The organism is Lysinibacillus sp. NPDC056220, from assembly GCF_049315265.1.
GTDB lineage: Bacteria > Bacillota > Bacilli > Bacillales_A > Planococcaceae > Lysinibacillus > Lysinibacillus pinottii.
Genome location: NZ_JBMOXD010000002.1, coordinates 895,436 through 908,250 on the forward strand (window position 1 = coordinate 895,436; position 12,815 = coordinate 908,250).

Consider the following 12,815-nt stretch of genomic DNA (forward strand, 5'->3'; position numbering starts at 1 on the left):
GGAATCAAAATGGTTTTGCTTAAACTTAAATATGAATTAGAAGAAAGTGATCTACCAATGTTAAAAGATATTTATCAATCGGTTGGATGGATGAAGCATGACGAAGGTATAATAAAAAAAGTTTTCAACGCCAGTACTCATATGGTAATTGGATTAAAAGACAACAAAATTGTTGGTGTTTGTAGAGCCCTTTCTGACGGTGTATTTAATGCTGCTATTTACGATGTTGTTGTTCATAAAGATTACCAAGGAAGAGGCATTGCACGAATTCTATTAAATGACATCATTAAACAGTTAGAAGATGTTTCTTGCATTCAATTAATCGCAACAACAGGAAATGATTCTTTTTATGAAAAATTGGGTTTTAAAAAATTAAAAACAGGTATGGCAATCTATAAAAACCAGAAACTAGCTCAAGAGTATTTAGAATGATGGATAAAAGGTGGGCATAGATCGTAGGGGCTAATATCTTCTATAAACATTTGTATCAGTGCAATAGATGGGGGGGAAATAAAAATTATTCTGAAGGAATAAAAATTATTTCAAAAGAAGAACCTAAACAATATTAAGTGAAAAATGAAAGTTACTCAAAATAATGAGTGATTTTTCCTGTGTCTAAAATAGAAAGATGATATGAAATCAGGGTGCTAATCAAGCAGAGCAGAAACATACTCCTTTGACATAGAAAAATGTAAGTGGAAGGTGCTATAAAGAAGAAGCCAAAAGTAAAACATACTCTATCAGAATTAAATTTATGGAACATAAAGACCAATTATTTTTTAAGAAATGGATGAATTTAAAATACTTGCGAAAGAACGATATAATTGAAGCGAAAAATAATGAATTTAAAAATTTACAGGGCTATAATACGGCTAAAACAGCGGGCTTATTTGGCATAGAAATACAAGGAGCAACAATATTCGCCGTCAATCTGAAACGAATATTGAAACTTCTATGTGAAAAAGAAGGAATAGACAAAAAACAAGGTACATCTATTTGATTGAACCAAAATGTACCTTACTTTTATCTAAAAAAGTTAAGCCGTCATAGGAATGTAAGTTTTTCAGTGCCCCCGCAGCAACCGTAGTCATTTAATCGCTGTTTAATGAAGAGAATGGTCTCTTATTCAACTGTCTACTTTATCGTGTTCAGTTCAGAATAGCTTGGGCTTTTTTAAAATTTAAAATAATAAAAGTATCTTACATGTATAAGTTAAGCATACGATTTTTTATTATGAAACTCGTTTTGAAAAATGCACATACGAAGAGCATCTCTATAAGAACCACCAGTAAAAAACTCCTCCCTAAGTTCTCCCTCTATACTAAATCCAGCTTTTTTATAAATATGAATAGCTTTTTCGTTTTGTTTATCGACTAATAAATAAACTTTGTGTAGATTTAAATTATTAAAAGCATATTTCATAGCGAGTGTAGTAACAGTGAAAGCATACCCTTTTCCTTGAAAGTTAGGATCAATAATAATCTGGAATTCCGCGTTACGATGGATTAGGTCAATCTCTACTAGCTCAACTAGCCCGATAATTTTCTTTTCATCTTCCACAATAAAGCGTCTTTCACTTTGTTTATGAATATGTTTATCAAATAAATCTTGCAGCTCTACAAAAGATTCATAGGGCTCTTCAAACCAATAAGACATTATCTTAGAATCATTGTTTAATTTATGAACATATTTTAAATCTTCTCGTTCTAAAGGTCTTAATTTTATACTATCTAGCATTCTTTTTCTCTCCTAAAAATAGATTTCTCAAGAATTTTAGACTGTATAGTAACTATATAGTCAAGTAATTATATAGTTGTTTCTATTAAAAAGGCCACTCGTTTAGTGGCTAATCATATATTTCTTTAAAAGAGCTTTATTCATTTGTTCTTCAACTTATTTTACGATTTCACTTTCTACTGTATCGACACCACGTTATGTATATTTCATGTTTTGGAAGTAGTCAAATACAAAGTCATTTAGCTTACCTTCGCTATTTTTCTCCATAAAGTCATTTTAAAATGTTCAATAACATGCGTTTCGCGATAATCGAGGAATGGGAATGGATGAAGATGATTCAAGATGGCTACTATCATTACGGAACTTGGAAATCAAAAGCACCGAGGCTTTGGGGCATTGCATCAATGGATATTCAGGGTCGTTGCCATACGATTTATAGGGTGAATGGCAAGCTACCAGAGTATAGACGAGGCAGAGCAGATTGGAAGCATGTAGAATGGTTAGGTTTAACAGCCAACGAATCTAAGGTTCAATACCACGGATTTTCTACAGTCAATGTAGAGATAAGTTTTTGTGCTAAAAGCCCACAACAAACAGACCTAGCGTTGTGTGAGATTACTGAGGCAGCAACTAAGTTTTTTTAACGGTCATTAGAAAAGGGATATCATTCCAATGCTCCTAGGTTTAAAAGCGTAGATATTTCAAGACTTGGTGATGCTCTTAAGGCTGCTGTTAAAAATTTAAATAAGAAAGTTGTAGGAGACACTGAATTGGACTGCATCGTATTTAGTAAGCCTAAGAAAGGACGGAATATAATGAAAATACTATATGTAACATTTGAATCATATGTAGTTTTGTAAAAAAAGATAAACGTTTATAATAAAGTTTGATATAAATCACCTCATTAGTTTTTCTTAGAGCTGATTTTATTGTTGAATGTTTATTTGAAATTAATTTGAATATTGTGAAGAAATGTACTTTAACTAACGAATTAGTAAAAGAACAAATGGATGTTACACTTTAAAGGAATTAGCAAAGTTTGATGGTCAGTAATCTAATAAAGTCTAAGAATATGTATTCAAAATAATGATGAAAATGATATCCCTTGAGCATTTAGCCACTATTAAAGTAATTGGGTATTGTAATTTTCTTCAATGTTAATGAAGGGGAGATTATATGGAAAACGACTGGGACAAAGCTATAGATTCTCTTTCTAAAATTAAAGTTTTTTCAAATCCAAATAACGAGCCAGTAACTATAAGTGGTGAAGCTAATGATTTGAAGTGTATAGGTGTCGGAACAGATGCGGCTGTTTTTCAGTCCCTTTCCTCCCCAGCTTATGCATTTAAAATATATGCCAAGGACAAAGTACACAAAGTAAAAGTTGAAGCTGATGTTTACCGAATATTACAAAATTCACCTTTCTTTCCAACGTGTTTTGCTTCATATGACGAGTTCCTTGTTTTAAGTTACGAAGAAGGAAAAACTCTCTTTGACTGCATATTACTAGGTATTCACATTCCAGAACAGGTTGTAAATGAAGTGGAGGATGCAAGAGAATATGTTCGGAATAAGGGCCTTAACCCTCGTGATATCCATTTGAAAAATATTTTACTACAAAATGGAAGAGCAAAAATAATTGATGTTTCTGAATACACACTAAAAGGTAATGATTTTCGATGGGAGCATTTAAAAAAAGGATATGAGCAATACTATCATTTAATAGATGGAAATTCTGTGCCGTTTTGGTTAGTAGAAACGATTCGAAAGTGGTATAACCAGCGGGGAAAGAATTCTTCATATGAAGAGCTTACAAAAAATATTTCTAAATTTCTGTATAAAAAATAATTGAACTAATCGAGGCCTTACTTCATGCATGGAGTAGAGCCTTTTCTACTTAAACAAACGAAGCAAGTTATTTGAAGAAGGGTGTTAAATTTCAAAGTAAAGTTGCAAAAATAAGGAGAGCAACATGAAAGATATAATAAAAATAATCCTTTGTGTTATAAATGCTGTTATGTTTTTTTGTGTCTGGTTGTTTCTTTCTGTTTTTCTATCGGCAGGGGATGAATGGTGGTCCTTATACATGTTTAATATGTAGCAAATGTCGCCTTTTAATGTAGAAGTATCTTGGTTAAAAGTCTTTGTTTTCTAATTTTATAGTTAATTCTCCTCGTTTTGTTTCATTGCTTAACCACTAAGACCCCTAGCAGCATTTCTTTTAATAAAACCTTTAAAAGTGTCTTTTGAAAGAATGCCTACACTTCAGAAAGAAGTTTCTTCAGCAGTCATTTCCCAATTTTTGTTGATAGTTACATAAGGTATCTTAACCTCATGGCTCGGTATAATTTATAAATCGCCTTTTTCTAATTTTCTGAAAGTCAATATAATGTCAATAGATATTTAAGTACAAATTGTAAATTTATGATTACAAAATGAACAGTTACTACAATGTAATGAAGGTCAAACAATATGTTTAATAAACGTTGATAATGTAACTTTAGTATCGCTTTCTTATATAAGAACCGCCAAAATATGGCGTAACAAACGGCATTATGTGGCGGTGATTGTAAAGGTGTTGTAAAAACACGCCAAAAAATGACGGGAAGAACGCCAAAAAACCGGCGTTAATTTTACCTTGATATACCATAGATGGTAATGATAGGATGTAATTGATCTAGAAACGGAATAGCAACAAAAGTTGAATATGTTCCAAATACTATAGTAAAAATGTACTTTGTAACTTCTAGCGATGCTAATTGTTTAGATGAAGATTTACTAGTTAATCTAAAAATGATTCCGTTAGATTAAATTATTTTTTTCAAAGGAGTGTTTTTATGTTAGGCTGCAGTAGTTTATCAATTCACACAACTGATGAGAAAAGTTTATTCGCTCGTACAATGGATTTTACAATGGAACCAGATAGTAAAGTGATTATTGTGCCACGTAATTATGGAATTCGATTGTTAGAGAAAGATAATAAGGTAATCAAAAATCCATATGCATTTGTCGGAATGGGAAGTACTGACATCTCATCACCAGTTCTCTATGATGGGGTGAACGAAAAAGGATTGATGGGTGCTATGCTATACTATGCAACTTTTGCGACCTATGCGGACGAACCGAAAGAAGGCTCAAGAGGCATTAATCCGGTTTACGTCGTTTCACAAGTATTAGGAAGCTGCGCAACAATCAATGATGTCGTAGAGAAATTAGCCTCATTTACATTATTAAATGAACCAAACGAAATACTTGGCTTTGCACCACCCCTTCATTATACATTTACAGACTCTACTGGTGAATCGATTGTGATTGAACCAGATAAAACAGGAATTACCATTCATCGACCAACGATTGGGGTCATGACAAATAGCCCTGGTTATGAATGGCATCAGACAAACTTAAGAGCTTACATCGGTGTCACTCCTAATCCACCAGAAGACATTACAATGGGAGAGTTTGAATTAACACCGTTTGGACAAGGGGCAGGTGGATTGGGATTACCAGGTGATTTCACACCATCTGCACGCTTTCTTCGCGTGGCTTATTGGAAGAAATATACGCAACAAGCGAAAAATGAAACAGAAGGTGTGACAAACTTGTTCCACATTCTATCTTCTGTTAATATCCCGAAAGGAGTTGTCATGACAAAAGAAGGGAAAACAGACTATACGATTTACACGGCTACTATGTGTGCACAAAGTAAAAACTATTACTTCAAGCTTTATGATAATAGCCGAATCTCAGCTGTTTCTTTAATGAATGAAGATTTGAATGGCAAAGAGCTAATTACCTTCGAGTGGGATCGTAAACAAGATATAAAACAGTTAAACCAAGCAAATGTTATGAGTTGATATCTGCACCTGTTGTATAGGTGAGCTCCATTTCTATTGTTTTCATTAAGTAGCTACAGAATTATTAATAAGTCACCAAAATAAAGACCAGGCGCTCAATTGTGATATGCTCCCTATTAGGTAGACAGATGAAAAAATAAAATCTGTTTATCTAAGGGGAGTATTTTTTATGGGGCGAAGCAAACATCCACTCGAGTTAAAACTACATAACCTTCAATTGTTTGAAGAAGGTCACTATTCTATCAACGAATTGTGTGAAAAATTTTCATTAAATCATCAAACTTTTCATAGATGGAAAATGAAATTTGAGGAGGTGGACGTGAAGGATTACAAGAAGCTACTTCATGTAAGTTCTATTCAAAAGAGTTAAAATTAGCAGCTGTGGAGGACTACATTCAACGAAATTATTCACAGAAGGAATGAGTATTGAAGTCTGTTATTCGTAGAAAGCGCAAGCCTTATCATAAATCCCCTGTACATCATGTGGCTGAGAACGTATTAAATCGAGCATTCACGTTTAATTGTGAGTTTTGTGTTCGGTCATTCGAATAATAATTCCCTTGTTTTCAAAACAATAAAATCAGCTATTCAATCATGACAATCAGCCATTAATACATAATGATCGAGGTTTTCAATATATATCGAAGGAATTTAAGCGAATTGTGGAAACAGCCAATATGGCACAAAGTATGTCCCGTGTTGGTCGATGTATTGATAACGGACCAACCGAATCATTTTGGGGCACACTGAAGTGTGAGACTGCTTTCCTCTTTTCCATTACATGGTGGCAATACAATAAAATTGTATCAATACTGATAGGTGTTGTCAGCAAGACATTACTATTTGCCCAAGTTGATATAAAACTAGATAAGTAGATAACACAAACAAATTTAAATACTGAAGTAATCAAAACTGTTATTTTAATAGCCTTATATAAGCTTAAGTTAATGTATAAAATAGGTACGGCAGCTTCTAAGCTGTTAGTTGGTAATAAGTACATAAAGAAATTAGATATTATGTTTTTATTGTTCTTAGTTACCTGTCCGTCTATTTTTCAGTACTCCAAGTAACCCCAGCAAAAAATCTTCTGTACCCCATTTGTACCCCACATAAGAATACAATTAAAGGCATATATATAAAGGTAGTCCAAAAGTTGATTTCTTAGAACGTTGATATCATCATAGTTCCTCAACTTACTAGCAAACAAACCTAAATCTTAAGAAATTCTTCAGGTTCTGCTAAGGAAATATTTAAGATTAATAGTATATACTTATAAAAAAAGGAAATTCACGAAACCATTTGAAGTTTTAAAACGTATTGGTAGTTGTAGAAAGAATATTGGAGTAGGTGAAGAAATGGCACATACGATTTACATAGTATTAACTAAAACAGGGACATTATTATCGAAAGCAATAGGTATGTATACTGGTAGAGAGATGAATCATGCATCAATTGCATTTGATGAGGGGCTATACGAAATGTTTAGCTTTGGACGTAGGCAATTAAACAATCCTTTAAGTGGTGGTTTTTTGCGAGAGGATGCTGAAAGAGGGCTATTTGAGTCAGCGGATTGTGTCATTTATCGTTGTAGAATTTCTCATTATCAATATTTAGAAATGGCTAAAATCGTGCGTTATATGTATTGGAATCGAGATCGTTATAAATACAACTTTATCGGGCTTTTTGGTGTGATGATGCAGAAGGAAGTAAGAAGAGAACGCGCCTATTTTTGTTCCCAGTTTGTAGCCACGCTATTAAAAGTTGGAGGTTTAAAGATTTACCAAAATCCAGCATTAATGACACCTCACTGCCTAGCTCAATTACCATACTTAGAGCAAGTATTTGCTGGGAAACTGGCAGACTATTTACATGTTGTACGTGAGCCAGTTATGATGTATGGCTAACATCTTTCGATTGATAGAACGTATATATTAAAATGTCAGAATAGTAGGTTATTCAGGCAATCTTTTTGGGTATCGAGAAGATGGCCTGATTTTTTGCGTTAGTAATATTTTCCTCGTACGGAATGAAAATAAACCTAGTTGCACGGAAGGTGAAAATGAGTCCTATTGCTGTTAATTGGCTACCATAAAATTGGTATCATAATAATTAGGTTAGTAGAGCTGATAGTGGCAGCTGCAAGGAGGATACGTAGATGAGTGAAGAGGTTACGGTAGGCTGGGATGCGATTGATGAAGCAGTATCACAGGTGTATGGGGAACAGGGGCCAAAGCATTACGGCACCATGATTCCTTATTCTTTAGGTGGACAAGATCCTTTGGATGGTATAAGTGCCTATAAAAGTGAAACACCGGTTCCACATTGGCACTTTGTCACATATGGATTCTCGGAGTTATATGAAAAAGAGCTTGAGAATAAAGACTATAGTGGCTATGGATTTGAATTGACGTTTCGCTTAGTGCGCAGTGAAGATGAAGAGGAGCCCCCAGCGTGGGCGTTGAATTTATTACAGAATATGGGGAAATATGTTTTTAATAGTGGGAATGTTTTTAGAGCAGGTGATTATTTGGATGCTAATGGTCCCATCTGTCTGGATGCTGATACACAATTAACAGCGCTAGCCTTTACGCATGATCCTGAACTTGCTGAAATGGATACGCCGAATGGCAGGGTGGAGTTTATCCAAATGGTCGGTATTACAGAGGATGAACTAGAAGCGATGCAGACATGGAAAACACTCGGTGTGCTACAGGCGGGCATCAACCACATTCCAAGCTATGTTACTGACTTAACACGCTCCTCACTTTTAGGAAACCCTGAAATTGTAGAGGCGGTTGAGCAAGGAATGATGGAAGATGGTTCAAGTACAGGTTTTTTATTTGTTGATCAACTGGCTTGGCAAGCAGGGAAAAAGGGCTGGTTTAACAAACAATCCAATGTTGTTCAATTAGGAGCGAAACAGGCGGATGTCATTGGCAAATTATTACGTGGACGGATTTTAAAGGACAGGAATCTTAGCTTAGTCGGTCAAGAGTTAACTATCGTATTTAAACCAGATAATCTAGTAGACTATCAGCAAAATGAACAGGAAATTACCATTACCTTGAATAAAGAGGCGGTTGAGGAGTTAAGTCAACAGTTAGTACCGCTAGAAAAACAATTTGCCATATCTTCTTTAAAAGATGTCAGTTTTGAAATTATGAAAACATATATAAAAGATCAAGAAGGAGCGGTTGTGAAAACAATCGGATAAGGTAATCTCTCGCTAAATAATTTTTGGCGAGAGATTTTTCTCTAAGAAAGGGTGAAGCATATGCAGCCATCTATAGAATATTTTTTAGCGGATGTGTGGGATCAACTTACCACCGTCTATCAGCAAGAAAGTCAGCGTCTTGAAGGCATTCAACATCAAAGCCGATTACAAGCAGGTATCTTTAATTATTTAAAAGTCACATGGAAAAAAGGAAAAAGTCAATATGGGACTATTTGTATAGATATCTATGAACCATTTAGCTGGAGTGATAGTGCTTATAAGGTAAATGCAGGGACATACATACAGGAAATTATAGAACATAACTATGCTGAGGATCTTTTTTCGGCTTTATGTACAAAAATGGAGCAAATGTTTCAGGCACAGCCATATGGACCCCGATTTTTTGATTACCACTTTCAAGTGATGCTTGAAAGTGAGTTTGGTGAGACTAAGTGGCGGTTTCAAAAGGAGCTTCTTAATCATCAGAAACTAGCGTTAATGAAACAAGAGTTAGCATCTTTTCTTGAAAAGAAGGTGATGGCAGCGCTTCCTGTGCGTCCAAGTGACAATGATGAGTTTTTCTTAGCACAGCATTTAGTCAATCCCCATTTTTTTCAACAAACAGCAGAGGAAATCGAACCAATTATTCGTCAGCTACAGGAAAAACATCTGGCGAATAAAGAGCGTTTAGAAAAGTGGAACTATTATTTTACAAATGCTTTTAAACAATGGGCAGAAGACCACTTTTTAAAGGGCTATTTTCAGCAAACAAGTGATTATAGCAATGAGTGGATACTTAAAAATGAAGAAATAGAACCTTATATGGAGAAGAAAAAGCTAGATTTCTTTCTTTATGTGGCGGTCAAAATCGGTTATAAAGAACCAGCTACTCGTTTAGAATACCTCCACCTTGCTAAACAGCTTGGCTCACAGCAGGCAACGGAGTATTTACAAAAAGGAAGCGGACGTTTTGAAAGTAAGCGCAAAAGTGATTTTTTTGAGGGCGCAGCAAATGATATTTTGCAAACTATAGATATACGAATAAAAAAGGAAGAAGAAGCGGCTTATCGTGAAGCACTTCATTATATCATTCATCTTTTACAGGAAGGCTTTCCAAAGGGCTATAAAATGATGTTAAAAACAAAAGTGAAAAATTTTCTTCCACTAAAAAAGCTAGCCAAATCAAAGCTCCATCAGTTTTTTGCTAATTGCCTATCCTATCCTAGCCTTTTTCCTTTATTAGCAGACTATGCACAAGTGGCGATGGAGGAATATGCATGGTACCAGGATGTAGAGCCAAGTGAAAAATCAGCTATGCCTGGAACTTATGCGATTTTGGGATTAGGGCTATACAGTAAGGATTATTTTCAGCTTGTGCAAAGCTACATGACCCTCGTCGATTCTGAACATCAGTCCGTGCAGGATTCCTATGGGGAGGCTTTTATTGAAGCTCATGGCTTATCGGTTGAGTTTATTCCTGTGCTCGTGGCCATTCTTCTTGGTGCCAATGAATCAGCAAAACCGCTAAAAGGGATTGAAATGATGAAAGTAGACCTGCTAAAGGCGCTCGTTCAGGAATTAGAAAATAAAGAAAGCTATGAGCGTGAATTTGTTTTGTACCAATTATTTGGCGGTGCTAAGAAGCTTGCTCAGCATATTAAACAAGAAACCTCTGATAGGAAGGAGGAGCTTGAGAAATTACAAAAATGGATCACTTAGGAGGGAAAACCAAATGGGATGGGCGGAGGTTAGCAAATCCAACAATCTGGAGATGGTGCGAGATGCTGTGAACAAGCTTGATGTAAATGAACGCGACGCGCGAGGAAGAACACCGTTAATGCTATTTATCACAAACCGAATGACAACGGAAGGGATTGAGCTCCTGCTAGCGCAAAATATTGACTTGGAGGTACAAGATAGGCTGGGTGATACAGCACTCAAAAAAGCTGTGAAATTTAAGCAAAAAGAAGTTATTTCATTACTGCTTACCAGAGGGGTTCCTTTACAGGATCCAGAAGGAATGACAGCGACTGCCTGGTATGCTGCAAGAGCGCATAGCGAAATAGCCGATTTACTGTTGGATACACCTGGTGCCATCAGATTGACCTTGAATTCGGAAGAGCAGCGACAAGTAGATACCATCCTATATGAAGAAAATCTCAATAAGATGTGTCAACACATTAGCGAAGTTTCATCGTCTATTATTTTGCATGCCATAGTCAATCGTTACAACTGGGATGATGGGCCAGAGCCGATGATAGCGGCATTCAACAATCCAGTATGTACGGTGATCACCTTTATGGAAATATTTGAGCTAATGGAGGGTGATTATTGGCTGGCGCAAACAGAAGATGAACTTGAGGGTTCACCTTGGAAGCAGCCGTGGAGAGAGATGGCGGAAAAACTAAAGGTTAAGTTAGGTCTTTAGTAGGAGGAGATTTTTGATGGATCAAAAGGCAAAGAAAATTTTAATGCAAACATATTGGCAATCTGGTAGATGGAGAGACGGGGAATACACGTATACAGAGGGAGATTTTCAGTATGCGAAAAGGATGGGGCTAATGTTTGATCGCTTAACGATTTCCCATGATGAGTGTATACAAAGACTCCGGCAGCTTCATGATGAAGTGATAACTAAGGATCTTGTAGTGAAGGCATTTTTGCACAGTCTCTCAACACGTAAAGTATATTTACGGAGTGCGTTATCAAGCTGGGCTCTAACTGCACAACTACCGATCCATACGTATCATGAGCGGCCGGAAGAGCTGGTATCCTATAGTGCCTGTGGCTTTTGTAACGAACATAAATTAATGTCGAATGAAGATTATATTAACGAAGATGTCAATGTCCTTAATTTTGAACGAGTGAAGTGGGGAGGTGTTCGCTTAAATTGGCTAGTGTATTGTTTGCTCGATCTAGAATGTTTAATCAAAGAACAAGAGTCATTGATAGTTTGTGCGGCAGATATAGAGATTGTCAAACAGATGCTAGAGGCTATAAAGTCCTGTAAAGATACGGATGCTGCCAGACAATTAGAAAAGCGTTGGAAGGATGTTTTTAAGTCCAACCAATATGAAAGAGATGCAGTTATGGAAATATGGGGGTATGCTGGCCTATTAGTATCGACAGATGATTATCGCAAGGAACGCGGACGGGGAACAGATTTTTTGGCTATGGCAACTTGGAGAGGACAGGACGGTTATTCAGAGGAAAAAGTGAAATTTTATTTTGGCTCTTATCTATAAAAAGAAGCTTTTTTTTGCAATGATTATAGAGTGCTCAGAAGTTGATTGTTTGCCGTGGCTCTTTTTCATGACGGCTTCATTAGCTTAACAAGCACTAAAATCCTATATGAAGGGCGAGGTGCGACAGGATGGGCGCATGGGGCTATAAAGCATTGGAAAGTGATGAAGGATTAGATGTAGTTGGCATGGTACGGGATTATATAGAACATCATCAAGAATTAACGTATATTCCATTATCGAACATTGTACAGAAAATGAAAAGTAAAGGATTTTTTGGGGAGACCATAGAGGATGTTGACTTTTTCTATGATGTTAGTGCAATGGCGTTAGCCGAGTTGTATATAGATTATCTTGATAATGGGGAATTTTGTGGTCATAAAAGCATCCATTCACAAAAACAACTGATGGCAGACGAAGACTCCTTGGCATTTATTTTAAACTATTTAAAAGACATTCGGGATGAGATGCCAGATCAATACGGAGAGAGAGAAATGATAGAACTATGGCGTGAGTCTGAGAATTGGCTTGAATGGTCATCTAATCTTGCCTATCTCATACAGAGAATCGAGCTCGATATTAGCCGTTTGCAACAAAAGGAATGATAGTAAATGCCTTTTACTTGTAATTTCTATTAAGATATAGGCTATGGAGGACAATGATGACTCTACTTTTTAGGCTCTGTCCTACACATATACATTGTTTTTTCACAACGTGCAGAGGTGCTTAGTATGAAAACACCATGAAAGGATTCGAACACGATAGTGT

Annotated in this window: 12 protein-coding genes and 2 pseudogenes; 13 read left to right on the forward strand and 1 reads right to left on the reverse strand. The window is 35.9% G+C overall.

From position 1 onward, the window contains the following. The first annotated feature begins 9 nt into the window (after window positions 1-9). Both ACOZBY_RS09375 and ACOZBY_RS09380 read left to right on the forward strand, forming a co-directional pair. Window positions 10-432: a GNAT family N-acetyltransferase gene (locus ACOZBY_RS09375; RefSeq protein ID WP_012294834.1), complete on the forward strand. Its 423-nt coding sequence runs from the start codon at window positions 10-12 to the stop codon at window positions 430-432. A 234-nt stretch (window positions 433-666) separates the two neighbouring features. Next, a pseudogene (locus ACOZBY_RS09380) lies at window positions 667-1,000 on the forward strand (IS5/IS1182 family transposase); the annotation flags it as partial. Window positions 1,001-1,212: 212 nt separating this feature from the next. On the opposite strand, the gene speG reads toward ACOZBY_RS09380, so the two are convergent. Beyond that, entirely contained in the window at window positions 1,213-1,737 is a 525-nt protein-coding gene (gene speG, locus ACOZBY_RS09385) for a spermidine N1-acetyltransferase (protein WP_036161962.1), read from the reverse strand. A gap of 326 nt (window positions 1,738-2,063) precedes the next feature. Here speG and ACOZBY_RS09390 point away from each other — a divergent pair, with 326 nt between their 5' ends. From ACOZBY_RS09390 to ACOZBY_RS09440, 11 genes and pseudogenes are all read left to right on the forward strand, one after another. Next, window positions 2,064-2,381 (forward strand): hypothetical protein, encoded by a 318-nt coding sequence (locus ACOZBY_RS09390; protein ID WP_197224314.1) that lies wholly within the window; start codon window positions 2,064-2,066, stop codon window positions 2,379-2,381. Window positions 2,382-2,913: 532 nt separating this feature from the next. After that, entirely contained in the window at window positions 2,914-3,585 is a 672-nt protein-coding gene (locus ACOZBY_RS09395) for a serine/threonine protein kinase (protein WP_012294831.1), read from the forward strand. 989 nt (window positions 3,586-4,574) lie between these two features. Continuing rightward, window positions 4,575-5,591, forward strand: coding sequence for a choloylglycine hydrolase family protein (locus tag ACOZBY_RS09400; RefSeq protein ID WP_012294830.1), 1,017 nt, complete (start codon window positions 4,575-4,577; stop codon window positions 5,589-5,591). A 169-nt stretch (window positions 5,592-5,760) separates the two neighbouring features. After that, window positions 5,761-5,961 carry a transposase gene (locus ACOZBY_RS09405; protein ID WP_031417914.1) on the forward strand — a complete coding sequence of 67 codons (201 nt, stop codon included), beginning with the start codon at window positions 5,761-5,763 and terminating at the stop codon, window positions 5,959-5,961. 56 nt (window positions 5,962-6,017) lie between these two features. After that, window positions 6,018-6,361, forward strand: a pseudogene (locus tag ACOZBY_RS09410) (IS3 family transposase); the annotation flags it as partial. Window positions 6,362-6,946: 585 nt separating this feature from the next. After that, a complete protein-coding gene (locus tag ACOZBY_RS09415) occupies window positions 6,947-7,495 on the forward strand; it encodes a hypothetical protein (protein WP_012294828.1) in 549 nt (182 codons plus the stop codon). Window positions 7,496-7,746: 251 nt separating this feature from the next. Continuing rightward, window positions 7,747-8,805 carry a suppressor of fused domain protein gene (locus tag ACOZBY_RS09420; RefSeq protein WP_422762095.1) on the forward strand — a complete coding sequence of 353 codons (1,059 nt, stop codon included), beginning with the start codon at window positions 7,747-7,749 and terminating at the stop codon, window positions 8,803-8,805. Window positions 8,806-8,865: 60 nt separating this feature from the next. Beyond that, entirely contained in the window at window positions 8,866-10,524 is a 1,659-nt protein-coding gene (locus tag ACOZBY_RS09425) for a DUF6138 family protein (protein ID WP_422762097.1), read from the forward strand. Between the two features lie 13 nt (window positions 10,525-10,537). Beyond that, complete coding sequence (locus ACOZBY_RS09430) at window positions 10,538-11,233, forward strand: DUF4274 domain-containing protein (RefSeq protein WP_099806252.1); 696 nt, start codon at window positions 10,538-10,540, stop codon at window positions 11,231-11,233. A 16-nt stretch (window positions 11,234-11,249) separates the two neighbouring features. Continuing rightward, a complete protein-coding gene (locus ACOZBY_RS09435) occupies window positions 11,250-12,050 on the forward strand; it encodes a hypothetical protein (RefSeq protein ID WP_422762190.1) in 801 nt (266 codons plus the stop codon). 128 nt (window positions 12,051-12,178) lie between these two features. Continuing rightward, window positions 12,179-12,652 (forward strand): DUF4259 domain-containing protein, encoded by a 474-nt coding sequence (locus tag ACOZBY_RS09440; protein WP_012294823.1) that lies wholly within the window; start codon window positions 12,179-12,181, stop codon window positions 12,650-12,652. Window positions 12,653-12,815 lie beyond the last annotated feature (163 nt).